23 protein-coding genes and 2 tRNA genes are annotated in these 26,382 nt (G+C 52.6%); 21 read left to right on the forward strand and 4 right to left on the reverse strand.

Going from position 1 to position 26,382, the window contains the following annotated elements; translation table 11 throughout:
• The first annotated feature begins 23 nt into the window (after positions 1-23).
• From bioA to DZE2538_RS11470, 18 genes are all read left to right on the forward strand, one after another.
• Positions 24-1,316, forward strand: coding sequence for an adenosylmethionine--8-amino-7-oxononanoate transaminase (gene bioA / locus DZE2538_RS11385; RefSeq protein WP_038916384.1), 1,293 nt, complete (start codon positions 24-26; stop codon positions 1,314-1,316).
• A gap of 383 nt (positions 1,317-1,699) precedes the next feature.
• Complete coding sequence (locus DZE2538_RS11390) at positions 1,700-2,371, forward strand: thermostable hemolysin (protein WP_038916385.1); 672 nt, start codon at positions 1,700-1,702, stop codon at positions 2,369-2,371.
• Positions 2,368-3,930 carry an AMP-binding protein gene (locus tag DZE2538_RS11395; RefSeq protein ID WP_038916386.1) on the forward strand — a complete coding sequence of 521 codons (1,563 nt, stop codon included), beginning with the start codon at positions 2,368-2,370 and terminating at the stop codon, positions 3,928-3,930. The genes DZE2538_RS11390 and DZE2538_RS11395 overlap by 4 nt, the downstream gene beginning before the upstream one ends.
• 11 nt (positions 3,931-3,941) lie before the next feature.
• The gene (locus tag DZE2538_RS11400; RefSeq protein ID WP_033581286.1) at positions 3,942-4,832 is read left to right on the forward strand and encodes a TauD/TfdA family dioxygenase; all 891 of its coding nucleotides are present in this window, start codon (positions 3,942-3,944) and stop codon (positions 4,830-4,832) included.
• Positions 4,833-4,889: 57 nt separating this feature from the next.
• A complete protein-coding gene (locus tag DZE2538_RS11405) occupies positions 4,890-5,816 on the forward strand; it encodes a hypothetical protein (RefSeq protein WP_023639967.1) in 927 nt (308 codons plus the stop codon).
• Entirely contained in the window at positions 5,813-7,180 is a 1,368-nt protein-coding gene (locus DZE2538_RS11410; RefSeq protein WP_019845657.1) for an MFS transporter, read from the forward strand. The genes DZE2538_RS11405 and DZE2538_RS11410 overlap by 4 nt, the downstream gene beginning before the upstream one ends.
• Positions 7,181-7,209: 29 nt before the next feature.
• Positions 7,210-7,989, forward strand: a complete 780-nt coding sequence (locus DZE2538_RS11415) for a helix-turn-helix domain-containing protein (protein WP_038916387.1) — start codon at positions 7,210-7,212, stop codon at positions 7,987-7,989.
• Between the two features lie 212 nt (positions 7,990-8,201).
• Positions 8,202-8,687 (forward strand): hypothetical protein, encoded by a 486-nt coding sequence (locus DZE2538_RS11420; RefSeq protein ID WP_019845659.1) that lies wholly within the window; start codon positions 8,202-8,204, stop codon positions 8,685-8,687.
• Between the two features lie 311 nt (positions 8,688-8,998).
• Positions 8,999-10,963, forward strand: coding sequence for a glycoside hydrolase family 3 protein (locus tag DZE2538_RS11425; protein ID WP_038916388.1), 1,965 nt, complete (start codon positions 8,999-9,001; stop codon positions 10,961-10,963).
• A 297-nt stretch (positions 10,964-11,260) separates the two neighbouring features.
• Positions 11,261-11,671, forward strand: a complete 411-nt coding sequence (locus DZE2538_RS11430; RefSeq protein ID WP_023639971.1) for a CidA/LrgA family protein — start codon at positions 11,261-11,263, stop codon at positions 11,669-11,671.
• Entirely contained in the window at positions 11,671-12,369 is a 699-nt protein-coding gene (locus DZE2538_RS11435) for a CidB/LrgB family autolysis modulator (RefSeq protein ID WP_023639972.1), read from the forward strand. The genes DZE2538_RS11430 and DZE2538_RS11435 overlap by 1 nt, the downstream gene beginning before the upstream one ends.
• 178 nt (positions 12,370-12,547) lie before the next feature.
• The gene (cdd, locus tag DZE2538_RS11440; RefSeq protein WP_038916389.1) at positions 12,548-13,435 is read left to right on the forward strand and encodes a cytidine deaminase; all 888 of its coding nucleotides are present in this window, start codon (positions 12,548-12,550) and stop codon (positions 13,433-13,435) included.
• Positions 13,436-13,687: 252 nt separating this feature from the next.
• Positions 13,688-15,385 (forward strand): NAD-dependent malic enzyme, encoded by a 1,698-nt coding sequence (locus DZE2538_RS11445; RefSeq protein WP_038916390.1) that lies wholly within the window; start codon positions 13,688-13,690, stop codon positions 15,383-15,385.
• Between the two features lie 200 nt (positions 15,386-15,585).
• Entirely contained in the window at positions 15,586-16,821 is a 1,236-nt protein-coding gene (gene moeA / locus DZE2538_RS11450) for a molybdopterin molybdotransferase MoeA (protein WP_038916391.1), read from the forward strand.
• Positions 16,821-17,579: a molybdopterin-synthase adenylyltransferase MoeB gene (moeB, locus tag DZE2538_RS11455; RefSeq protein ID WP_038916392.1), complete on the forward strand. Its 759-nt coding sequence runs from the start codon at positions 16,821-16,823 to the stop codon at positions 17,577-17,579. The genes moeA and moeB overlap by 1 nt, the downstream gene beginning before the upstream one ends.
• 194 nt (positions 17,580-17,773) lie before the next feature.
• Positions 17,774-18,169: an acyl-CoA thioesterase gene (locus DZE2538_RS11460; protein WP_038916393.1), complete on the forward strand. Its 396-nt coding sequence runs from the start codon at positions 17,774-17,776 to the stop codon at positions 18,167-18,169.
• Positions 18,170-18,278: 109 nt separating this feature from the next.
• Positions 18,279-19,331: a glycosyltransferase gene (locus DZE2538_RS11465; protein ID WP_012885162.1), complete on the forward strand. Its 1,053-nt coding sequence runs from the start codon at positions 18,279-18,281 to the stop codon at positions 19,329-19,331.
• A gap of 262 nt (positions 19,332-19,593) precedes the next feature.
• A complete protein-coding gene (locus DZE2538_RS11470; RefSeq protein ID WP_012885163.1) occupies positions 19,594-20,148 on the forward strand; it encodes a flavodoxin family protein in 555 nt (184 codons plus the stop codon).
• A 139-nt stretch (positions 20,149-20,287) separates the two neighbouring features.
• Here DZE2538_RS11470 and DZE2538_RS11475 read toward each other — a convergent pair whose 3' ends face one another.
• The 3 genes from DZE2538_RS11475 to DZE2538_RS11485 form a co-directional block, all read right to left on the reverse strand.
• Positions 20,288-22,375 carry a discoidin domain-containing protein gene (locus tag DZE2538_RS11475; RefSeq protein WP_038916394.1) on the reverse strand — a complete coding sequence of 696 codons (2,088 nt, stop codon included), beginning with the start codon at positions 22,373-22,375 and terminating at the stop codon, positions 20,288-20,290.
• 87 nt (positions 22,376-22,462) lie between these two features.
• Positions 22,463-22,810, reverse strand: coding sequence for a DUF3168 domain-containing protein (locus DZE2538_RS11480; RefSeq protein ID WP_012885165.1), 348 nt, complete (start codon positions 22,808-22,810; stop codon positions 22,463-22,465).
• A 389-nt stretch (positions 22,811-23,199) separates the two neighbouring features.
• Positions 23,200-23,289, reverse strand: a tRNA-Ser gene (locus DZE2538_RS11485).
• A gap of 94 nt (positions 23,290-23,383) precedes the next feature.
• On the opposite strand from DZE2538_RS11485, the gene mtfA reads away from it, so the two are divergent.
• The 3 genes from mtfA to DZE2538_RS11500 all read left to right on the forward strand — a co-directional run bounded on the left by mtfA (position 23,384) and on the right by DZE2538_RS11500 (position 24,883).
• Positions 23,384-24,160 carry a DgsA anti-repressor MtfA gene (gene mtfA / locus DZE2538_RS11490; RefSeq protein ID WP_038916395.1) on the forward strand — a complete coding sequence of 259 codons (777 nt, stop codon included), beginning with the start codon at positions 23,384-23,386 and terminating at the stop codon, positions 24,158-24,160.
• 124 nt (positions 24,161-24,284) lie between these two features.
• Positions 24,285-24,360: transfer RNA gene (locus DZE2538_RS11495), tRNA-Asn, on the forward strand.
• 157 nt (positions 24,361-24,517) lie between these two features.
• Entirely contained in the window at positions 24,518-24,883 is a 366-nt protein-coding gene (locus DZE2538_RS11500; protein WP_236616962.1) for an amidase family protein, read from the forward strand.
• Positions 24,884-24,978: 95 nt separating this feature from the next.
• On the opposite strand, the gene DZE2538_RS11505 is transcribed toward DZE2538_RS11500, so the two are convergent.
• Positions 24,979-26,361, reverse strand: coding sequence for an APC family permease (locus DZE2538_RS11505; RefSeq protein WP_038916397.1), 1,383 nt, complete (start codon positions 26,359-26,361; stop codon positions 24,979-24,981).
• Positions 26,362-26,382: the final 21 nt, after the last annotated feature.

Consider the following 26,382-nt stretch of genomic DNA (forward strand, 5'->3'; position numbering starts at 1 on the left):
AGATCAGATTAGTTGACAACAGTATGAATCAGGATGACCTGGAGTTCGACCTGCGCCATATCTGGCACCCTTACACCTCTATGACGTCCCCACTGCCTTGTTATCCGGTTACCGCCGCCAGCGGCTACCAGTTGCAACTGGCTGATGGCCGCCAGTTAGTGGATGGCATGTCGTCCTGGTGGGCGGCGATTCATGGCTACAATCACCCACGCTTGAATAAGGCGCTGCAAGCACAACTGGCGCAGATGTCCCATGTCATGTTTGGCGGCATCACCCATCCGGCGGCGGTGGCGCTGTGTCGCCAGTTAGTGGCGATCACCCCTGCGGCACTGGAGTGTGTGTTTTTGGCCGACTCTGGCTCGGTGGCGGTAGAAGTGGCAATGAAGATGGCGTTGCAATACTGGCAGGCTCGCGGAGAACGCCGTCAGCGTTTTCTGACGCTGCGCCACGGCTATCACGGCGATACTTTTGGCGCGATGTCGGTGTGCGACCCGGACAACTCGATGCACAGTCTGTATCAGGGATATCTGCCACCGCATCTGTTTGCCGATGCGCCGCGCGGCGGGTTTGACCAACCGTGGCAACAGGAAGATATCTCGGCGTTCAGCACCCTGCTGCAACAGCATCAGCGTGAAATCGCCGCCGTCATTCTGGAACCTATCGTGCAGGGTGCGGGCGGTATGCGCTTTTATCATCCCGAGTACCTGCGACAAGTCCGTCAGTTATGCGATAAGCATGGCATCTTGTTGATCGCCGATGAAATCGCCACCGGATTTGGCCGCACCGGGCGTCTGTTTGCCTGCGAACACGCCGACGTCACGCCGGATATCCTGTGTCTTGGCAAGGCGCTAACCGGTGGCTACATGACACTGTCCGCTACACTGACCACCCGCGCAGTCGCCGAGACCATCAGCAACGGCGAGGCCGGATGCTTCATGCACGGCCCGACCTTTATGGGGAACCCGCTGGCATGCGCTGTGGCCTACGCCAGCCTGACGCTGCTGGCGGAAAATCACTGGCAGGCGCAGGTGGCAGCCATCGAAGAGCAACTGCGTCAGGCATTGCTGCCGCTCAGTGATGCACCGGCGGTTGCCGATGTGCGGGTATTGGGCGCTATCGGCGTAGTGGAAACCCGTCACCCCGTCAATATGGCGAACCTGCAACGTTTTTTTGTCGAACGGGGAGTCTGGATTCGCCCCTTTGGCAAACTGATTTATCTAATGCCGCCGTTTATCATTGAACCGCAGGCATTGGCACAATTAACCCACGCTATCGCGGATGCCGTGAGTGGTGCGCATCCCTCGTTTTTCCACTGATTAATCTTCTCTGCGTAATCCTTTCTGCATTCCTGCCTGGCTATTTAAACGCCAGGCAATCCCCCTAAGGAATAATTATCCGTGTATCAGCAAGGTATTTTTCTGTTTATTTTTCACTCACGACAGGGACTACATTACCTTTGATATATCCATAGAGTTAAAAGTAATTATGGGCATAGCATTCCCACCCGGTTATTAATTAAAAGACAAAAAAGACAAATGTTTTTCCGTAATAGAACAGTAACAAACCTTGTTATTGGCTTTTACCATTTCGTCATATTTATGTCTGTTCTAATCGACATCATGTCCTGAATAGTCATTCTTCACCAACGTTAACTCCTCTAGTATTCGTGCCATACACAAACCTTAAGGAGGAGACCAAGATGACCCGTCTGATCCACAAAAACATGGATGTTTGCGGCCCTGATACACAACTCGATATTATTTACCCTACTGATGACGCGGCTATTGAGGTAAAAAAATACATCGCCGACATTTATCTCAGAACGTATAAAGCGACAATTTCGCCCTCACCTGACATCATTATTTGTAGCCGAAATGCCAGAGACAAAAAAATTGTCGCCAGTGCGGGTATCACGTTCGCCGCACAACATGACACGTTATTTTCCGAGCGTTATTTACCCGACTCACTGGAAGCATTGATAAATCGGAACGCCACCCAGCCGATATACCGCCATCAATTGGTTGAGATAGGCGCGCTGGCTTCCGATAACCCGAATGCGTCTGCTGACCTTATTCGTACCCTGCCGATTATTTCCTGGTTCATGGGCGCAACGGCTATTTTGTGTACATCCACCCGGCGGTTAAGAAAATTACTGAGTTATTACCATATTCCCTTCGAGCCGATCACCGATGCTTCTCCGTTAGCGCTGTCAGAGCAGGAGCGGCAAATCTGGGGGAGCTATTACGACCAATCACCCCAGACCGGCATTATTCGGCTTTCTCAGTGCGGCCACCTGTTCGAGCATTTCTCTGGCCGTCTGATGATGGCGGATTTTAATAACCTGATTCGCGAATCAAAGGTGGCGGCATGAATATCCTTAATCGCATTGTCGAGCAGGCCAGCCATACTCCGGATGCCCCAGCCATCATCCAGTTGCAAAACGCGGGCGATGAAGCCCACTACAGTTATTCGTCCCTACTGCGCGACGTCCGTAAGCTGGCGGCAAATATTCTCGCTCATGAAACCTCACAACCTGGCGACGCACAGCCAAAGCCCGTCGGCCTGATTATGGGCAACAGCGCAGAATGGGTGGTGGCGGATTTAGCCCTGCTGTATGCCAACCGGGTCGAAGTCCCCGTACCGCTGGCGTTCTCAGCAGAACAAGCCGCCTGGTTGTTGCGCGACTGCGATGTCATTTTGATGGATGAAATCGGCCAGCAACAACTGGATGTGTGGCGTCAACGCGGGTTATCGCTGGATGCCAGGCTGATCCCGATTTCACTTTCCGATCTGCCGGGTTTGTCTGCAAACGCCGGTGATCTGCCTGACGCAACGCAGGATACGATCATCAAGGTCATCCATACCTCCGGCACAACCAGCCAGCCGAAAGGGGTGCAAATCCGCCGTCATGGTCTGGATGCGTTGGTCGATGCGTTATGGCAACGCGCCGCCCAGGGTGATTACCACCGCTACTTATGTCTGGTCCCACTGAGTCTGTTGATAGAACAGGTCACCGCGATCTATATGCCGCTAACTTCTGGCGGTGCCATCGTGTTGCCGCCGGTTACGTTACCGCCATTAGGGAGCCCTGGGGTACAGGCAGTCGACCGTTTACCGCTGATTGCCTCAGCCCGCCCGACCGCCATGACACTGACCCCGGCGCTGGTGGAAGCACTGGCCGAAAAAGCCTGGGGATGTATGCCGGAAAACCGGTTGCAGACACTCTTTGGGCACGACCATCTGCCGTTGCTGGCAGTCGGTGGCGCCCCGGTAGACAGCGACATCCTGCACGGTCTTAATCAGCTTGGTATTCCGGTTTACGAAGGATACGGCCTGAGTGAAAACAGCTCGGTAGCCAGTTGGAATTGCCGTGGCGCACATCGCATCGGCACCGTTGGTCAACCGCTGTCGCATGTAGAAGTCCGTCTGGCCGACGATGGCGAGTTGTGCCTACGCAGTTCCTCATTATTTGCTGGCTATGCAGGCGAAGACCCCAGCAGTTGCCATGTTGATGAAGACGGCTGGCTGCACACCGGAGACATCGCCCGGCTGGATGATGACGGTTTTATCTCCATCATCGGTCGTAAAAAAACCATGATCATCACCGCCAACGGCAGAAATATTTCCCCCGAATGGCTGGAAACGGCTTATCGCTCGGTGCCTGGGGTTTTAGCGGCGATTGTGTTTGGCGACAAGCGGCAATTTCTCGGCGGCATATTTATCGTTAATGACATCAACAACGCGGACACGATCCGTCAGGCGATTGGGGACTATGCCCGCCAGCATTTGAATGAACTGGAGCACATCAGCAACCCGATTCTGCTCCCGCACCATCCAGACATCATGGAACAACTGTTCACCGTTACCGGTCGGCCACGCCGTAATGCCGTTGCTGACTTTCTTGCACACAATGAGGTTAATGTCGAATGAATATCAAGGAAATGGCTCATACATCCCATGCTGGGTTAGTTATTACTTCACTGGACGAAGGCGATGTTACCGCACTGACATCAGACTACTTACTCAATCAGCTCCGTACCCACGGCTATCTGATCCTGAGAGGTTTTCGCCACAGTATTGCCGATTTCTCCGAGCGCGTGCGCAGTACCAGCAGCCGCATCAGCCTGGACCCAGCCCGCAGTTTTGATGGCGACACCGCACAGAAGGTAGACGCAGGTTATGACAAGGTCGGCCTGCATTGTGAAAACGGGAATAGCCCTTTCTGGCCGGATCTGTGCTGGTTCTATTGCCAGAAGGCACCGACGCAGGGGTCACAAACTACCGTCTGTGATGGTAAAGCCGTGTATGAAAACATGAATGCTGCCCAGCGTGCCGCCTTCACATCACAGGATATTGTCTATTCACGACGTGTGGATGAGAAGAAGTGGAAAACCTATGCGCTGCACGCGCTGGCCGGTCAACCGGGCGCGCCGACCTCAATTGACGACATCACGCTGGAGCACCTGTACTCCGTCGCGCAAAGCGATGTGGGTATGCGCATTGACAAACTTGATGATGGTGCGATCCGTTATTCGTTCCAGACTCCGGCCATTATTGGCAGCCGCCTGAATACGAAGGAGACACATAACTTCGCCAACAGCATTTTCGGGCCGTCGAATAATTATGAAACACCGGTTATTACCTTCGCTGACGGCAACCCTATTCCGGATACGCTGCTGGCAGAAATGGATGACTTGTGCGAAAGCCTGACCTTTGATGTGGGCTGGCAGCAAGGCGATATCGTGCTGATTGACAATACCCGTGTCATGCATGGTCGCCGTCGCATCGAAGACAAAGACAGAACCATCTTCAATGCCCTGTCTTACGTATAACGACACTGCGCAGCCGGAATCATCTCACTATTCAGGAATCAAGGAGTAAGGGAATTGATGCGTACCGAAAACGTGATGGATGCGTTCAAATCTATTAACCAATACGCTCATCTTAATAACCTGCATCCCAACCGGATGCCCTGGGAAGAGGCGGCCACCGACAAGGAGTTAGCCTTTCTGTCGTGGGCACTGGTTGGGCAACATGAACAGCAGCCAAAAGCCATCGCCTATCTGTATAAGGAGCTGTCGCAATTAGCCGAAATCGAAATGCATGTTTCCACAGTGATGACGCGCATTTTGTGCGAACTGCAGTCGGATAACCCCAGCGTACTGGCGGGCGATGGCCTTTATCATGCGTTGTCATGTTTTGCTTCTGAAGAAGTCAATCATGCCAACAGCTTCTATCAGTATGTACGCCATCTCTCCGGCCGTGATATCAAGCTGAGCAATAACCTGCACCAGCAGCGTATTGCGCTCTATAACGATAATGACGACCCGCTGATCAAACTGGCGGCGCTATGCGCCACCGCGTATGTCGGTGAAACCGTGATTACCGTGTTTGAACGCCGACTGAAAGTGCTGGACCCGATGCAGCATGGCTTTCTGACCCGACTGCTGCATTTTCATGGTCTGGATGAAGCGCGCCATATTCAGTGTGATCACGCTATTTTCGACCACCTGATCCCGAGTTTCACCGCCCAACAGCGCACCCGCATGCACCAGTTGGTGACCGAAACCGAACGGCTGAATACCGAACTGGCTAAAGCATCGGCCGAGACGGTGAAATCCGCGTTCGATATCGATTACACCGAAGGCAATGATGCAGCGGAAACGCAGTTGGCCATGACGTTGCGTTTTCGGGACATCGTGCAGTCCGGCGAGATGATCCGCAAAGTGGATGATCATATGGACGAAGAGACACAGGCACTGGTCGTTAATTTCTCCAAATCTTCTCATATACATAGCTGGGGTCCTTTCGCATGAAAGAACACGCTCTGAATGCGGCAGCAATGCCGCAACCTAAAACACGTTTAGGTGTGGTGGCGATTGTCGCCACCCTGTTTCTTGCCGCAGTGGATAGCACCATTGTCAGCACGGCGCTACCGGCCATGCGTGATGAGTTGGGTCACGCCGAACTCTGGCCCTGGATCATGTCCGGCTTTTTACTGCCCGTGGCATTGATTGCTCCGCTGGCCGGTGCCTGCGCTGACCGTCTTGGCGTTTCCATCACGTTAAAAACCTGCCTGATTATCTTTCTGGCCGCCTCGGTTCTGGCTGCCGTCAGCCCGACGATGGGCTGGCTGATTGCCGCACGTGTCTTGCAAGGCTGTAGCGCTGGCGGCTTGATTGTATTGACCTACGCGTTGCTCGCCAGTCTGTTTGACGCCAGCCAGCGAGGCAAAATGCAAGGCATGCTCAGCGCTGTCTGGGGGCTTGCCGCTATCATTGGCCCACTGTGCGGCAGTGTGTTAACCCATTGGTTCGGATGGCGGTCAATCTTCTGGTTCAACCTGCCCGTCGGGCTGGGTGCGTTACTGTTGCTGGTGTTTACGCCGACGGTGGGTAAACGACAAAACACAGTTCGCCTCGATATGACCGCACAGTTAGCGCTCATCGTGCTGGCCAGTGTGCTGATGTGGCTGATGACCAGCTCATCACGCCTGATGGTGCCCTGGTTTGTCCCTGTCGCGCTGGTGCTGATCAGTGCCGCGCTCCTGGCCTTGCGTCTGCAAAAACAACCGCTCAGCAGCCCGATTCCTGTCGAGTTTTTCCGCCACGGCGCGCTGTTCTCGGTCATTGTACTGGTCATGCTCTCCAGCGCGGGGCTCTATGCCTCCGTCACTTTACTGCCTCTGGCACTCAGTCAGTCTGGCGGTACGCTGTTATCGGGTGGGCTGCTGATTATGCTGGCCGCGTTAGGCTGGGTCGTCGGCTCTGCCGTATGCGGCAACCTGCTCGCCAAACGGGGGTATCGAACCATGGCGGGTGCCGGTATGGCGTTACTGGCTATCGGCTGTATGGTGATGAATGCTGCACTGACGCTTAATAACACGTTGGTTATCGCGTTGGCTCTGGTCATGATTGGTCTGGGGATGGGCTTTACCGCCACCACCACACTGGTACTGGCCCAAAACAGCGCACCGCCAGAGCGTCTGGGTGCCTGGACCTCAACCATCCAGTTTTTACGCAATATTGGCGCAGCCGTTGGCGTCAACCTGTTGGCTACGCTGCAACAGCATATTCAAACAGGAAATGCATATCAGACTTGTTTCGCGTTATTGGGGGGAAGTATGCTGGTAGGCCTAATTTTTTGTTTCCTTGTCCCCAATTACTATCAAAAATCCTGACAGTAACGGGCAACACTGACGGATACATAATGGACGACGTGATCCACCAGCATGACGCTTTTTTTACAGAACGTATTCTTGATTCGGTTTCCGTATCTGAAAATGTACCGCACCAGCACACGCAGGGACAGTTTGTTCTGGTGCGTCAGGGAATACTGTACGGTCACACGGCATTTCGAAACTGGCTGATTAAACCGGGCATGGCGGTGTGGATCCCGCCGAATGTGGTGCACTGGGGGCATGCCTTACATCGGGTTGATTTAACCGTACTGTATGTCGCTCCATCGCTGTGCCACTGCTCGTCCAGTGAGATAAAATTGTTGGATGCGTCCGCGTTTATCGTCGGCTTGTGCGAACGTCTGGCCTTTGCACACACCGCACTGAGCGACGAACGCCGCGATCGCATCCTGCAATTGCTCTTCGAAGAAATTGAGGAAATGCCCTCCAGCAACCTCTCCCTGCCCTTACCCGGCGATCACCGCCTGAAAAAAATCACCGACTGTCTCATCGCCACCCCCGCATTACGCCGTAGTCTCGCCGAATGGGGAAAACTGGTGGGGGCGACGGAACGTACGCTAGCCAGACTGTTTGTGCGCCATACCGGGCTACGCTTCACCGAATGGCATAACCGCCTGTTATTATCCGAAGCCTGGCGCGGACTGGCCGACAATAAATCCAACGATGAGCTGGCCATCCAGCTAGGGTTTTCATCCAGCGACTCCTTTGGGCACTGGTTTCGCCGCATGACTGGCAACAGCCCCAGCCATGCTCGCCGACACCTCAATACACAAAATGCCCCCACGCCCTGAGTCTACAAACTCTCGCCACCCATTTCCACGACGCTGACATCGGTGTTCTGCGCGACCAGAACACCGGTGACCGTATCGCTCACTCCCGCGAATTGTCACTTTCATTCGATATCATGACTTTATCGAGCATTCCCGCTTGGATTGTGCTGCGTTACCGTAAGCGCACTGCGATTTACGATAAAACACGATTCACGATAAAAAGGAAATGACCCATGCTGGAATATAACCTGATGAAATTGATGCATGCGCTGGCGGCAGTGGCTGCCACTGGCCCGTTACTGTTTGCCCCCTGGCTTTCATGGCGGTTGCAATCCTGCCAACAGCCCCCTGAAAAGCAACTGTTGCTGAGTGGATTAACCATTACTGACAGATTTTACAACGTGGCAGGCTGGCTGCTGATGATAAGCGGGGCCGTCATGTTGTGGCTGGATGACTGGCACCGCTTATTCCAGTTATGGTTTGTCCTGAGCGTGGCCTTTTTCGTCATCGACTCTATCGCCGAAAAAAAATGGCGTGACCCGGCCACGACCGCACTCGACACCACCGCCCCTGGCGAACCCGGCTGGCTACTGCATACCTCCCGACTGCACCGTGCGGTGTTGACCCAAATGGGGTCAACCAGTCTGATTTTGCTGGCGATGTTATTGCATAACCAGTTGACGATGAGTCTGCTGAGCATCACCTCATTTATCCACTAAATCCGGCCAGATTCATTCCTTCCCCTTTTATTACACATAGCGCAATCACTGCTGCCACCTCCCCCGGTGGCAGCGCACTGGTCACCACTATTTCTTTGAACTCTATCCAGAATTCTATCCCGCTAACTTGAATGCCACCTGAAAGCTGCACTAGTGTTGATGTGAACTATCAATGTGAATTGCTAATGTAAATTGATAATTGAACGACCTCTCTGGCAGGACAACAGCGAGCGCTCTCCCGCATGCGCTGTGAAGTGGCATTGCTGTTGTCTGCGACCGCTGTACCACCTCAAATAACGAGAAATCTACACATGGAAAAAAGTGCGATACGACCACAGGCGCTTCTCATCGCGCTGCCCTTACTGTTTTCCCCTCTGGCAAGCGCAGTACAACAGGCCGTGCTCGATACCCGTGGCGCACCGTTGATCAAGGTCAGCGGGCTGACATTTAAAGACCTGAACCGCGACGGAAAACTCAACCCGTATGAAGACTGGCGTTTACCTGCGGCAGAGCGGGCGGCGGACCTGGTCTCACGCATGACGCTGGCGGAAAAAGCCGGGGTGATGATGCACGGTTCCGCGCCAACGGCAGGCAGCGTCACCGGTGCCGGTACTCAGTATGATCTCAATGCGGCAAAGACCATGATTGCCGACCGCTACGTCAACAGCTTTATTACCCGGCTTTCCGGCGATAATCCGGCCCAGATGGCCGAGGAAAACAATAAATTACAGCAACTAGCCGAAGCCACCCGGCTGGGGATCCCTCTCACTATCAGTACCGACCCGCGCAGTTCGTTCCAGTCACTGGTCGGCGTCAGCGTGTCGGTGGGTAAATTCAGCAAATGGCCTGAAACGCTTGGGCTGGCGGCAATTGGCGACGAAGAACTGGTCAGGCGCTTTGCCGATATTGTGCGTCAGGAATACCGCGCCGTCGGCATTACCGAAGCGTTGTCACCTCAGGCAGACCTCGCTACCGAACCACGCTGGCCGCGTATCGACGGCACCTTTGGTGAGGACCCCGACCTGACGAAAAAAATGGTGCGCGGTTATGTCACTGGTATGCAGAACGGTAAAAATGGTCTCAACGCACAAAGCGTCATCTCGATAGTAAAACACTGGGTCGGTTACGGTGCGGCGAAAGACGGCTGGGACAGTCACAATGTTTACGGCAAGTACGCGCAATTCCGGCAAAACAACCTGCAGTGGCACATTGACCCGTTCACCGGCGCGTTTGAAGCCCATGCGGCAGGCATCATGCCTACTTACTCCATATTGCGAAACGCTAGCTGGCACGGCAAACCCATCGAACAGGTTGGGGCCGGGTTCAATCGCTTCCTGCTCACTGACCTGCTGCGCGGTCAGTATGGTTTTGATGGCGTCATCCTCAGCGACTGGCTTATCACCAACGACTGCAAAGGCGATTGTCTGACCGGCGTGAAACCGGGGGAAAAACCGGTGCCGCGTGGTATGCCATGGGGAGTGGAGAAACTGACACCCGCCGAGCGCTTCGTCAAAGCCGTGAATGCCGGGGTCGATCAGTTCGGCGGCGTCACCGACTCAGCACTACTGGTGCAAGCGGTGCAGGACGGCAAACTGAGCGAAGCTCGCCTTGATACCTCCGTCAACCGCATTCTGAAACAGAAATTCCAGACCGGATTATTCGAGCGTCCCTACGTTAATGCCACACAAGCCAACAACATCGTCGGCCGGGCAGACTGGCAACAACTGGCAGATGATACCCAGGCTCGCTCGCTGGTCCTGTTGCAAAACAATAATCTGTTACCGCTGCGTAAAGGCAGCCGGGTCTGGCTGCATGGCATTGCGGCAAACGCGGCGCAGGAGGCTGGCTTTATCGTCGTGAATACTCCAGAACAGGCCGACGTAGCGCTAATCCGCACCCACACGCCATACGAACAACCACACAAGAATTTTTTCTTCGGCAGCCGCCATCATGAAGGGTCGCTGGCGTTTCGCAACGATAACCCGGACTACCAGGCGATCGTGCGCGCCAGCGCTAAGGTGCCGACTCTGGTGACCGTCTATATGGAACGCCCCGCCATCCTGACCAATGTGGTGGATAAAACCCGTGCGGTGGTCGCCAACTTTGGCGTTAGCGATAGCGTATTGCTCAACCGGCTGATGTCCGGCGCGGCTTATACGGCAAAATTGCCGTTTGAACTGCCGTCGTCTATGTCGGCGGTGCGCAACCAGCAGCCCGATCTGCCTTATGACAGCGCAAAACCGCTGTTCCCATTCGGTTATGGTCTGCCTCACTGAGCCGCCGTCACGGTTCAATATCATGTAATCCATGCCATTTAGCCAATGGCATGGAACCAATATGATGGAGCGAACGTAACAGACGTGATGGCGTAATGGCATAAAAGTCGCCCCGGAGTTATGGGGCGGTGTTCTCCCCTCCTCCTACCCAGACGGCCTTTATCGCCCAGTTAATCAGCGGCAATTCATGAAAAGCCGAACGGCAGAGATGAAACGCCCCCTTCATTTTTGTGATTCGTAGCACACTAGCGACATTAGCGTTATCATCATCTTAACGGTTCTTCAGGATTATCCCCTATGCGCAATACCATCACACGGTGCTGGCAGTATTTACGCGCTTTCGCATTGATTTATCTGTGCCTGTTTATTGGCAATGCGATATCCGCGTTACTCCCGATTACCATCCCCGGCAGCATTCTCGGCATGCTGGTGTTATTTGCCTTGCTGGCATCACAAATTCTGCCGTCGCGCTGGGTCAAACCGGGGTGCCAATTGCTGATCCGCTACATGGCACTACTGTTCGTGCCTATCGGGGTGGGGGTGATGAATTATTATGGCATTGTGCGCGACCAGTTCGGCCCGATCGTCGTTTCCTGTCTGGTCAGCACATTTGTGGTCATGATCGTCGTTGGCTACACCACCCAGATGGTGCACCGTGATCGGGTAGCATCGGGCCGCAACACCACAGACACGAAGGAAGAGAAATAATGCTGAATTATCTGTGGTGGTCACTACCGCTGACGCTGGTGGTTTTCTTTGGTGCCCGCCACGTGGCGCTAACGTTGAAAATGCCATTACTGAACCCGTTGCTGGTCTCGATGCTGGTGATCATCCCACTGCTGCTGGTTCTGGATATCCCTTACAATCATTATTTTAGCGGCAGCGCCATCCTCAACAGTCTGCTGCAACCTGCGGTGGTGGCGCTGGCCTTCCCGTTGTATGAACAGCTACACCAAATCCGCGCGCGCTGGAAATCCATCATCAGCGTTTGTTTTATCGGCAGTGTTACCGCCATTATTTCCGGCACCGTGATTGCCTTGTGGCTCGGTGCCTCGCGGGAAATCGCCGCCTCCGTGCTGCCAAAGTCGGTCACCACGCCAATCGCTATGGCCGTTGCCAGCGCTATCGGCGGCATTCCGGCCATCAGCGCCCTGTGCGTGATTCTTGTTGGTATCGTCGGCGCAGTCATGGGCCACGCGTTATTAAATCGGCTGAATATTCGCGCCAAATCCGCCCGCGGGCTGGCGATGGGAACCGCGTCACACGCACTGGGTACAGCCCGTTGCGCGGAAGTCGATTTTCAGGAGGGTGCCTTTAGCTCGCTGGCGCTCGTTATCTGCGGCATCATTACCTCGTTGATCGCGCCATTTCTCTTTCCGGTGATCGTCCGCCTGATGGGGGCATAATGCCCCTTTCCGCCGTTTTTTCCTGCTTGCAACCGGCCTAAAACCTGCGAGACATCTCGCATTTGTGATTTCTTTTTCATTCATTTCATTCTAAAAGTGATAATAATCACAAATATTAGCTGTATCACTGTCCACACTTGGGTCAGTACGCCTTGTAAACCGGGAAAGAGAAACCACCATGCAAGCACGCTTTCATGACGCCTTCACGCAATTGCCTGCAACGCTACAAACCGCGTTGGCCCCCATACTGGCGCGTGACGATTTCGCCGCCATGCTAACCGCTGACGACGTCCGCCAGATTTGCGCCCACTGCCAGCTCGACGCCAATGAGCTGGCCTTTGCCCTGCTGCCGCTGGCTGCCGCCTGCGCGCTGACGCCAGTGTCTGATTTTCACGTCGGTGCCATCGCACAAGGTGTCAGTGGCGCATTCTACTGGGGCGCTAATATGGAGTTTGACGGCCTGCCGTTACAGCAGACGGTCCATGCCGAACAAAGCGCGATTAGCCACGCCTGGTTGCGTGATGAACCCGCGCTGCGCGCGGTAACCGTCAATTACACGCCTTGTGGCCACTGTCGCCAGTTCATGAATGAACTGAACAGTGCGCCTGAATTGCGTATTTGTCTGCCGGGACGGGCGGCCGCCCCGCTCGGCCATTACCTGCCGGATGCCTTTGGCCCACGTGATTTAGCGATCAACACCCTGCTGATGGATACCATTGATAATGGATTAACACTGGCAACGGATGACACGCTGTGCCAGTTAGCGCTAGCCGCCGCCAACCGCAGCCATGCACCGTACAGTAAAGCGTTTAGTGGCATCGCGCTGGAGACGCAGCAAGGCCACCGCTATACCGGTCGCTACGCGGAAAACGCTGCGTTCAACCCCAGCCTGCCCCCGTTACAGGCCGCGCTAAATCTGGTCAATCTGGCGGGTGAAGCATTCAGCGATATTCAGCGGGCGGTTCTGGTGGAGTCAAGCCATGCCGCACTCAGTCAGTGGAGTCTGGCTCAACCGTTGCTGGCCTCGTTGGGGTGCACTTCGCTGCATCGCGCGCTGGCCGATTGAAGCATTACGCCGTCGTCTTATTATTTATAGGAATAATGAGATGACGGCATCCCCACCCTTCTGTGGCCTTTGTTGCCGCTAAAAGCCGCAGCTATGTGACTTCCCCCACATATTTTTTATATGCAAGTCATCTGTAATTATTTTAATTAACAATCCCTGTACATATTTGCTGGGTACTTTAAGATCCCGGTATCGATCGCTTCCCGCTGGTTCTCCCGAACCGATTTCAGCTACCAAAGAGTCGAAAAAGTCATGGAATTGGAATACGAAAGTAAACGTCCGCTCTACATCCCTTATGCTGGTCCTCTCCTGCTCGAGTTTCCCCTTCTGAACAAAGGCAGCGCCTTTACCGAAGAAGAACGTGGTCACTTCAACCTGCACGGTCTGCTGCCTGAAGCGGTAGAAACTATTGAAGAACAAGCAGAACGCGCCTGGCGGCAGTATCAGGAATTCAAGAACGATATGGAAAAACACGTGTACCTGCGTAATATCCAGGACACGAACGAAACCCTGTTCTACCGCCTGCTGGAAAACCACCTGAGTGAAATGATGCCGATCATTTACACGCCGACGGTCGGTGCCGCTTGTGAGCACTTCTCCGACATTTATCGTCGTGCCCGTGGTCTGTTCATCTCCTATCCTAACCGCGAGCATATCGACGATATGCTGCAAAACGCCACCAAACAGAACGTAAAAGTCATCGTGGTGACGGACGGCGAGCGTATTCTGGGTCTGGGCGACCAGGGTATCGGCGGTATGGGGATTCCGATCGGTAAGCTGTCATTGTACACCGCGTGCGGCGGCATCAGCCCGGCATATACCCTGCCGGTAGTACTGGATGTCGGTACCAACAACCCGCAACTGCTCAACGACCCGCTGTACATGGGCTGGCGTCACCCGCGTATTACCGGTGACGAATACTATGAATTCGTGAACGAATTCATTCAGGCGGTGAAACGTCGCTGGCCGAACGTCCTGCTGCAGTTCGAAGACTTCGCACAGAACAACGCCATGCCGTTGCTGAACCGCTACCGTGATGAAATCTGTAGCTTCAACGACGACATTCAAGGCACTGCCGCCGTGGCACTGGGCAGCCTGATCGCCGCCAGCCGTGCTGCAGGCAGCCAGTTGCGTGATCAGACCGTGGCTTTCCTGGGTGCCGGTTCCGCTGGTTGCGGTATCGCCGAGCAGATCATCGCACAGATGAAGTCTGAAGGTCTGAGCGACGAAGAAGCCCGCGCCCGCGTATTCATGGTAGACCGTTTTGGCCTGTTGACCGACAAACTGCCTAACCTGCTCGATTTCCAGAGCAAGCTGGTGCAGAAAAGCGACAAACTGGCTCAGTGGGACGTCACCCGTGACGCCATCTCGTTGATGGATGTGATGCGTAACGCTAAGCCGACCATCCTGATCGGCGTATCAGGTCAGCCGGGCCTGTTCACGGAAGAAATCATCCGTGAAATGCACCGCAATTGCGCTCGCCCGATCGTGATGCCGTTGTCTAACCCGACATCTCGTGTGGAAGCGCGTCCGGAAGATATCATCCGCTGGACCGACGGTGCCGCACTGGTCGCGACCGGTAGCCCGTTCTCCCCGGTAAAACACAAAGACAAGGTTTACCCGATCGCGCAGTGCAACAACTCCTACATTTTCCCAGGTATTGGTCTGGGTGTGTTGGCCAGTGGCGCGAAACGTATTACTGATGGCATGCTGATGGCATCCAGCCGTGCGCTGGCTGACTGCTCTCCGCTGGCGAATCAGGGTGAAGGCGCACTGCTGCCAGATGTCGGCACCATTCAGGAAGTATCCAAACACATCGCGCTGGAAGTGGCTAAAGCCGCCCAGTTGCAGGGTGTGGCGGAAGTGACGTCTGAAGATGCGCTGGTCAAAGCGATTGCGCATAACTTCTGGCATCCGCAGTACCGTACCTACAAGCGCACCTCGTTCTGATAGTACGTGCCGATTGCCCTGATTGCAGGGCAATCACGTTTTCAGACGCGGCTTCAGCCGCGTTTTTTTATCCTTTTCCCTTCTGATTCTCATCATTCTCCCCCCCGTCGATTTCTGCCATAATGGCACGCTATCGATACATCAATGTCATACCTGTTTTGCCTGCCCTGCCATGCAACGAACGGGTGTGTGGAGCTGCCATGGATACTTCGGGTTTACTCTCTCTGGAACAAGCGCGGCACGCCATGCTGACGCAAGTTTCCGCACTTACCACCACAGAAACCGTTTCTATCTATCAGGCTGCCGGTCGTATTACCGCCACTGCGGTGACCTCGCCTATCAATGTGCCGCCATTCGACAACTCGGCGATGGACGGCTATGCCGTACGGTGCCATGAACTCACCGGCCAGCCGTTGCCAGTAGCAGGTAAAGCATTTGCCGGCGCACCGTTTGACGCGGACTGGCCTGCGGGCAGTTGTATCCGCATTATGACCGGTGCAGCGATTCCCGCCGGTGCCGACGCGGTGGTCATGCAGGAAGAAACACAAAGCGAGGCCGATGGCCGAATTCGTTTCACCCATGCAGTGAAACCGGGCCAGAATATTCGCCGTATCGGTGAGGACATCCAGCAGCAGGCGCAGGTTCTACCCGCGGGTACGCGACTGGGTGCGGCCGAATTACCGTTGCTGGCATCACTGGGTATTGCCAGCATATCGGTAATACGTCGCCTGCGAGTGGCGTTATTTTCCACCGGCGACGAGCTGCAACCCGTTGGCGAACCGTTGCAATCAGGGCAAATTTACGATACCAACCGCTTTGCGGTACGACTGATGCTCGAACAACTGGGCCATGAGGTGCTAGACCTTGGCATCGTGCGCGATGACCCCACAGCGCTGCGTGAAGTCTTCCAGCAGGCGGATCAGTCTGCCGATGTGGTGATCAGCAGCGGTGGCGTATCCGTAGGAGAAGCGGATTACACCAAACAGATGCTGGAAACGCTGGGGGATATCCGCTTCTGGAAACTGGCCATCAAACCCGGCAAGCCGTTTGCCTTCGGCAAGCTGAGCCACGCCTGGTTCTGCGGATTGCCGGGTAATCCGGTCTCCGCCGCGGTGACGTTTTACCAGCTCGTACAGCCTCTGCTGGCACAGTTGTCCGGCCATAGCGGGTGGTCGTTACCGGCGCGTTTCCGGGTAAAAACAGCAACGCCACTGAAAAAATCGCCCGGCCGACTGGATTTCCAACGCGGCGTGCTAACCCGCAATGAACAGGGAGACCTGGAAGTGCGGACCACCGGGCATCAAGGCTCGCATGTGTTCAGTTCTTTCAGTCTCGGTAACTGTTTCATCGTATTAGAAGCAGAGCGCGGCCGTGTTGACGCGGGCGAATGGGTGGAAGTCGAGCCCTTTAACTCACTGCTACAGAGCCACTGCTGATGCTGCCTGAACTGACCGATGAAGAAACCCTGCGCTATAACCGGCAAATCGTCCTGCGCGGGTTTGATTTTGACGCACAAGAGCGATTGAAAGCCGCTCGGGTATTAATTGTCGGGTTAGGTGGATTGGGTTGTGCCGCCTCGCAGTACCTGGCATCAGCCGGTGTCGGCCAACTCACCCTGCTGGATTTTGATACCGTTTCACTGTCCAACCTGCAACGTCAGGTGCTACATCGTGATGATCGCATTGGCATGCCCAAAGTCGAGTCTGCTCGGCAGACCTTGCAGCGCATCAACCCACACGTTCAGATAACACCGATTCAGGATAATCTGGACGATGACGCCCTACAGGCTGTCGTGACACAACACGATGTCGTGGTGGATTGCACTGATAACGTTTCCATTCGTGAGCGGCTTAACCATCTCTGTTTTCTGCAGAAAATACCATTGGTTTCCGGAGCAGCGATCAGAATGGAAGGGCAAATCAGCGTTTTTACCTACCAACCGCAGGAGCCTTGCTACCGCTGTCTCAGCCGTTTGTTTGGCGACAGTGCGCTCACCTGTGTCGAAGCGGGTGTGATGGCACCGTTGGTTGGTGTGATAGGGTCATTACAGGCGCTGGAAACCATCAAGTTGCTGGCGCACTACGGCCAGCCGTTGGCGGGTAAATTGCTGCTGTTTGACGCGATGACGATGCAATTTCGCGAAATGCGCTTATCGAAGAATCCGGACTGCGACACCTGTGGACAGGCGACCTGACCGTCGGCCCCAGCAGAAACAGAAACGGCTGGCGTGGTGCGAATCCTGACGAAAGAACACGACACGGTCGCCACAGCCTCAGACATCTTCCCTAAACGGCCGTTAGACGACTTTAATCGACCAACGGCCAGACCTGCTGTAACGGAATTAGTGTAAGATAGCCTCGTTCCTGTTACCCATAAGGTCGTCGTATCATGACACAAACATTAACCGCGGAAGAGCGTATTCAGCAATCCATCACCCGGGTCGCCAAAGTCGTCTTCCCTACCACTATCAACCACCATTCCACGTTGTTTGGCGGCACTGCACTGGCATGGATGGATGAGATCTCTTTTATTACTGCCACCCGTTTTTGCCATAAACCCCTGGTCACCGTTTCCACTGAAAAGATCAATTTCACGACGCCCATTCCATCAGGCACGATTGTGGAGCTGGTTGGGCAGGTCAGCCGGGTCGGACGCACCAGCCTGACCGTAGATGTATCGGTCTATCTGGAGCAGATGTACGCCGAAGGTCGCACCAAAGTGATTACCGGTCAGTTCAATTTTGTGGCAGTCAATGACGAAGGACGCCCAGTTCCGCTATTCTGATGGCGGACGCATCGGTGTTGCGATGCATAATAGTGCACGATAATTGCACCAATGATGTCTTCTGGTGACAGGATATCGGCGAACTCTTTTCCTCTGGCGGGTAAATATAATGATTTCCGTCTGTATGATAATGAAAAACGAAGCCAGGCATCTTGCCAGCACACTGGCCTCTATCGCGGCGCATTTTGACGATATTATCGTTGTCGATACAGGTTCTACCGATGATTCCAAAGCCATTGCCCGCCAGTTCACCCCTCATGTTTATGACTTCGCCTGGGTCGCCGATTTCTCCGCAGCCCGTAATGCGTCTCTGGATTATGCGCGTTACGATTGGGTTCTTGTGGTTGATGCCGATGAAGAGGTCGACTCGGTTGATATTGACGCATTGCACGCTCTGATAAAAGCGCATCCGCACTCGATAGGCCGCGTAGAACGCATCAATTACCTGGACGAAGGAAACGATACCACCACCGTTCGTGAATCCATCAATCGACTATTCCGCAAAGATAGGTATCACTACAGCGGTATTATTCACGAGCAAGTGACACCTCGAGACACCACTACGCCCCTGGCGCAGCCATTTATGGCGCCAATCCGGCTCAATCATGTGGGGTATAGAAAGGAAGTCTTACAGGATACCGATAAGGTTTCACGCAATATCACGTTACTGAAGCAGGCGCTCACAACGCAGAAAGATGACCCATACCTGCTGTTCCAACTAGGCAAAAGTTATTATCTGAAACGCGACTATCCGACAGCCATTCACTATTTTCAACAGGCAATACGCTTCGAGACCAATTTTACTTACGAATACACCGAAGACCTGATTGAAACTTATGGCTATGCGCTAATCAATGCCGGAAAATATGCAGAAGCGATGGATATCATTCATTATGAATCCCACTTTTCATCGACGGATTTTATTTTTTTAAAAGCGCTTATTCTGATGAATAATGGCCAGTTGCAGAATGCCGTCGATTTATTCGTACAATGTACAAACATGCCGATAGGGAATAAAGAAGGCGTCAACTCCTATAAAGCCAACTACAATATCGGCGTTATTTTGGAATGTGTCGGCATGAAGCAGCAGGCCCTGGAATTTTACCAAAAATGCGGTAGTTACGCGTTAGCGCGTGACGGCATCCAGCGGCTGGTTCATTAAAGCGTCGGGTACAGATATCCTCAGCATGTCTGGTGGATATCTGTCTTATTCATTTTATTCATATCATAGAAAAGAAATACGCTATTAGTTCGTATTTGATTATTTTCATTCAAATTATCAACCTCGGGTTACCACAGGGTAACTTAGGTACTTTCGGGTAATTCATTGTTTATAAAAATGGGACGCGATAATATGCCGACATCGTTGAATAGGGTTTATGGTTTTACCAACGCTTTTATGCGTCCATACATGAGGAAATACTATGAGTAAGCTCGCGGTTGTCTACTATTCCGGCTACGGCCACACCAAACATATCGCTGAACTGGTTGCAGAGAGTGCACAGGCAAGCCTGATCGCTATTGATAGCAACGGCGATATCACCGACGCCGACTGGGAAACACTGAACGCCGCAAATGGCATCATTTTCGGTGCGCCGACCTACATGGGCAACGTACCGTGGCAGTTCAAAAAATTTGCTGATGCCAGCTCCAAAATCTGGTTTACCCGTGGCTGGCAGGACAAAGTATTTGGCGGTTTCGCCAACAGCGCCAGCCTGAACGGCGACAAGCAAGTTACCCTGATTTATCTGCAGACGCTGGCGGCACAGCACGGCGGTATCTGGGTTAGCCTGGGACAAGCTCCAGCTAACGCGCTGGCTTCCACCCGTAACGATGCCAACAACCTCGGTGGTTCTGCCGGTGCACTGATTCAGTCTCCGTCTGACGCTGGTGCGGATGCCATCCCGGCAGGCGACCTGGAAACCGCTAAACTGTACGGCGCACGTGTTGCGGAGATTACCCGCCGCCTGCACGGTTAATAGTGTTTACTTTAGCTATTCATATGCCCGGTTTAACCGGGCATTTTTTTGTCTATAGATCCTTCTCTGGACGTTCTATAGATAAAAGGCGGGCTGAGAGTATCAGCCCGCCAGTCTATTGATGCGTATAGGTCAGAGATTACGGTTGCTGATAGGCCAGCTTGTAGTTACCCGCCGCAACGGTTTTAAACGTCACTTTATCGGGATACCACCGTATTTCCACTTCAGCTTCAGTTTGTTTTTTCCAGGCAGAAGACACCGCTGATAGTATAATCTGGTCTACCTGTGCATCATCAGTAGCACCATTAGGCACAGAGAAACCAAACGCAAAAGCAATATTATCAGGTACCCCCTGTGTATTCGCATATAACAGTGCCCATTGAGTACTAGTTAAAGCATTCAGTGCTGAAACTGACACACCTTGGGTATTTAATTTATCTGCGCCGTTACGGTCAATAGTTAATGTGCCAATAGAAATAAACGCACTACCATTCCATGTAAACCATTCATTCCCATCTCGCGACACAGCCATTTTTACTGCACCTGCACCTGTTTGCGTTACTGTAGCTGTCACTGTGGATAATAAGCTATAGGATTTAATATTTTTCAGGCTTGCTGTTTTAGCAATCTGTGGCGCTGGTGACACAACAACATTTAATTTTCCATCCTGATTTGAGATTAGTTTTTTTACAATAACATTCGTTATTTTTCCAGACGTAGCGAAACCAGTCGCAGAGATATCAGATGCAACTGATGGTACTGAAACCTGTTTAAGAGCACCTCCAGAAGCAGTGTAGTAATTGTTATCGCTGGCCTGAATTAGTACGTATTGACTATTTTTGATAAGGCGTAACTCATATATATTACATCCGGCATTCGAGAGTAGACGATAATAAGAATATGAAACTGAAGATTGTAGTGTTCTTGTTAATTTAAATTCACCACCGTTGCCAGTATCTAACGTATCCCATGTACCATTATCATTACTACCCTGGAAGCTCCACGTTCCAACAAAGCTAGCATTGAGATAAAAGCTATCGATAGTAGTTTTGTTTTGAAACGCTACACTAATGTTTGCTGGGCCGATGGGCGGTTTCCAGCAAGTCCCCGCATTGCCATCAAATGCCTTCCATGGGTAGTTAATTTCATGGACGCTGCTTGCAGACACAGTTATCCCTGATGCTGAAGTGTTTGATGTTAAAATAGGAATAATCGATGCGTAGGTAGAAATCTGTATGTCACTGACAGGAATTTCAGGGAGTGATGCCTCGTAAATTTCACCCACGGAATTGAGTGTTATATCACCACCAATGTATGGCTTCATGACGCCATTAAACACCAAACCATCAGTTGCAATCATGCCAGTGCCATTATCAAAACTGTTCACAACAACCGGACTGGCAGCCGCCGCTTCCTCTTTTAACGCAAAAGCCTCGAAACTGTAATCCATAGAACCGGTAGTGCTGAACGGAAAGGTGAATACCTGATTCGCCGTCGCACCACTACGCGTTACTACGGTATAACCACTACCGCCATTGTTTCCGCCCCCGCTATTACTACCTGTCGCACTGACAACCAACTGATTGTTGGTTGTATCGTAATTCAGTGAAACACCCTGTCCGGCTGCCAGGGTCGCCACCAGAACTTTACGCACCGCGTCAGTGAAGTCGGTAATTTGCGAGGCGGTATGGGTGTGGTTTGCCAGATCGGACTTATGCACTACGTCACTTAATCCCAGATTAGCGACAAACTGCGCTTTATCCGGAATATCCGCACCATTGAGGGTTTTATCCATCATGCGGCTCACGGCATCAGTCAAATCTGGCAGCGTTTTCACCACTACACTCTGACCACTATTATCCGTTAGCGTCACCTGGCCGTGCTCGGTCAGCACTTGTTTCCACTGAGTCAGTTGGGACTGGTAACCTGCCAGCATCGCCGCAATCTGCGCCACATAAGCAGCGTGATCGAAGGTGTCGTTACTGCCAAACACAGGAATAGCGTAATGCACACCATTAGCGGTACAACCGCTATATTCACTGGCCAGCATCAGCTCGGTGTCCGACACGACGGAGGCAATTTCATAAATCTTAATGCTGCAATCAGCAAAAATCAGCAACATGCCGCCAGCAATAACACCATTATTCTTATCCGCCCACAGAGTATTTTCACCCAATACAACTTTGCTGCCAGAAAATAAAGACAAACTACCTGATTTATACCACATAACATCATTCCTTTATTGCATGAAACGGTCAAAAGCGGGCCAACAAAACACAAAGTGAGTGTTGACGATAAATCTAAATCCGAATAATTAACGAGAGATATCAACTTCCAGTGTCATACGGAATTTTTCGTACTCCACATCAAAGTCGTTATATTCGATAGTTTTATTCGGCTGCAATACTGACAGCGCCGTTCGTACCTGTTCACGCAACGCGCGGGCTTCAGCTACGGTATGCGCATAACAGTCTGCACTGACCGTGACCTTCTGGCTGGCCAACTGCTGAGAGCCGTTATAATTATTTTCCTGACTCAGTGAAAAAAGAATAAATGGATGTTTCTGGTGTGGCGCATGATAGTCACAGCAGGGCACGGCATAAGCATAAACACGGCCATACGCCAATTTACCCAACAGTGGATAGATATCTTCTTCAGTCATTTCAATCAGCCTTATTTAGATAATGAATAAAATCTATTTTCACCAAAACAGCAGAAAACAGGTTTCTTCGAAAATGTCTCTTTTCGGTCATTATCATAAATGTATTAGGCACCACACTTCCCGCTCTCACTGTTGTGCCATCAACCAGAAACAACAGCGTTGGATGCTGCACCTTCATTATTAACAAGCAATAAAATGAGACAGCATAACGATAGCGCCACGAGCCCTGAACCTGGATATCAATGACAATAACTTATGGTATAAGAATGGTAATTTCATGACGGCTCTGCCAGAAACAGCCACCATCGGATGTTAGGCTACGCCATGCGCTGATGAGGGATACATCGACGAAAAAATGCAGGATAGCGTGAACAGCGAAAAGAAATGTATGGCGGAGAGAGGGGGATTTGAACCCCCGGTAGAGTTGCCCCTACTCCGGTTTTCGAGACCGGTCCGTTCAGCCGCTCCGGCATCTCTCCACGAAATTGGTGCCTATAATGCCCTGTTTTATGGCATGTTAACAAGAACAAACCGACGCCTTTGAATTCAAGTGATGACTTAGCGAGCAACACCATGATGAAGTGGCAATGGAAATCCCCTACACCCGATGCGTTTTCAGACTGGCAACAGGCGCTATCAATCCCGCTGTTAACGCCGCTGGCCGAACCTGAGCGGCAACAGATAGCGATGGTGGCCAGACAATTTTTACGTCAAAAACGCCTGGTACCGTTACAGGGGCTGACGCTCACCGAGCTGATGGCGCAACGCATCGCATTATTATTTTCCCTACCAGTGCTCGAACTCGGTATTGAATGGCTTGATGGCTTTCATGATGTGCTGATCCACCCCGCACCTTTCACAGTAGATGGCGAATGGATGGATGAGTTCGGTCTGGTGCATAGTGGCCCCAATGTTCAGTCCGGCCAAAGCTGGGATCAGGGACCAATCGTGCTGAACTGGCTGGAGATTCAGGACTCGTTTGATCTTTCCGGGTTCAATCTAATTATCCATGAAGTGGCGCACAAGCTAGACAAACGCGGCAATGAACGCCCTTCTGGCGTACCGGCGATGCCGCTACGCGACATCGCGCATTGGGAACAAACCCTGCACGCCGCCATGGAGGCATTGCGCGAAGAAATCGAGCTGGTAGGAGAAGACGCTGCCAGCATGGATCCTTACGCCGCCACCAACCCCGCCGAGTGTTTCGCTGTGCTGTCTGAATATTTCTTCAGCGCGCCTGACTTGCTGGTGGAACGTTTCCCGGAGATATACCGGAATTTTTGCAGCTTTTATCGTCAGGACCCGTTGGCGCGCCTGCAACGCTGGCAGGCAATACCGCCAGCCGACTGATTTATCACCATAATGATGCTGAATTCTGCGGATTGTACAGAAGCCAAGCAGTCAGTACGGAATGTCGGTTTTGCCCGTTGACAGCGCAAGGTACCACAGATAAGATTCGCCCCGTTCAAACGATTCCTCTGTAGTTCAGTCGGTAGAACGGCGGACTGTTAATCCGTATGTCACTGGTTCGAGTCCAGTCAGAGGAGCCAAATTCAGAAAAAGCAGGTGTCGCAAGACATCTGCTTTTTTGCTTTTTATTTAGCGTAATAGCGTGAAAGTCATGCTCCTCCCCACGTAACATTCCCCCAGAGTAATCCCCCCAGGCTTGAGAGTGGTCAAATACCCGGCACTGACTATGTGATGGCCGTGAATGCCATACACACACTGGGACGTCGCTTCGCCCATTTCATGACACAATACGACCTGATTCTCACACCGACGCTGACACAGGCCCCGCCGCTTATCGGCCAACTGGATGCCTTCGATGATACGCTGAGCCTGCGCGATGTTATTGAAGGGTTTCATCATTATTGTCCGTTTACCGCATTATTTAACGCTACTGGTCAACCCGCCATGTCTGTCCCGCTTTACTGGACGCCGGAAGGGTTACCTCTTGGTTCACACTTTGCCGCCCGTTTTGGTGATGAGCAAACGCTGTTGTCACTCGCCGCCGAGCTAGAGCGCCTGAAACCGTGGGCGAAATACATCCCCCCGATTAACGCGCTGAGTTAATCCATCCAGTTGGCGTCTAAAAAAACAGTAAAAGGCGCACCCCACATAATGTGAGGGTGCGCCTTTTTTGTTGCTAAGACAAAACGCCTTCTGTCTTAGATTCTCACAGTACGCAGTGATGACATGTAATACCCCGCTAGCGCACAGGCCGCAATAACCCACGGAATCGTCTTCACCACCACGGAATCACTGCCGCTCAAGGACTGCAAATTGTTGACGACCAGAATAATGGTGATGGACATGAAAATAACCGACAGCAGTGGGGCCCAGAAGACCTGCAGGCGGCTATCGTCGGTGGACATGCGACGGAAGAACATCACCACCGCAGCCGATACGCCCAATTGCAGAATAAGAATGCACAGGGTCGCGACGGCTGAACCGATAGCAAAAATATGCACCATCGGATCCAAGCCCGCCATCCCGATTCCAAGCAGCAATATCAACAGGATAACGCTGTGCAAATGGCTGGCATTATGCGGGGTGCCGTTGGTCAGGTGGGTTTTGCTCAGTGCTTTCCAGATCAGGCCATCACGGCTGATGCTAAAAATATAACGCGAAATGTTGTTGTGAAAAGCCAGAGAAGCCGCGAACAGGCTGGTGATCAACAGCACTGACATACTATCGACCGCCCACTGCCCGACATACTGGCGAGTAATATTGAAAACAAAATTACCGGGGTCTTTGCTGGCAATGGCGACAATGTCATCGAAGCCATACGCCTGCACCAGTGACCAACTGGTGAAACAGAAAAAGGCGGTGATCAGCAGCAAGGCACAGAGGGTGGCGCGCGGTACGGTTTTCTGCGGGTCACGGCACTCTTCAGCGTAAATGGCTGTTGATTCGAAACCGATAAAGGAGGCAATAGTAAAAATAAAGGCGATACCGAGGTTACCGTGCATGAACACCGAAGGTTCAAACGACTCGACGGTGTAGGAACCGGCTTTCTTTACCAGCAGCATGACATCAGTCAACAGTACGATGGCCACTTCAGCCAGCATCAGCACGCCCAGCAGCTTGCCCCCCACCTCAACCCTCTTGATGCCCAGCACCCAGGCAATCACCGTAAATACCATGCTCAGCGTCCACCAGGGAAGATGCAGGCTGACATGCTCTTCCAAAAACAGCTGGGTAAAAAAGCCGAGCATGGCAACAATCGCCACCTGGATGGAAGCATAGGCCATCAGCGCCAGTACAGAGGCTGATGCTCCCCAGTGGTCGCCTAACCCTTTTGAGATGTAGGTGTAGAACGCACCGGCATTATTGACGTAGCGGCTCATGGCGATAAAACCCACCGCAAACGTCATCAAAATAATGCACGACAGAATATAAAACACCGGAATGCCGCCGCCGTTGCCGGAAATAATCGCTATCGGCAGGCCACCGACCACGCCAGTCAAAGGCGATGCGGCAGCGACCACAAAAAAGACCAGGGAAAATAAGCCCAACGTATTTTTGCGTAAACCATGATCGTTATTCATCGTTAGCGTCTCCGTGAAAGA

Source organism: Dickeya zeae NCPPB 2538, from assembly GCF_000406165.1.
In the GTDB taxonomy this organism is placed as follows: Bacteria; Pseudomonadota; Gammaproteobacteria; order Enterobacterales; family Enterobacteriaceae; genus Dickeya; species Dickeya zeae.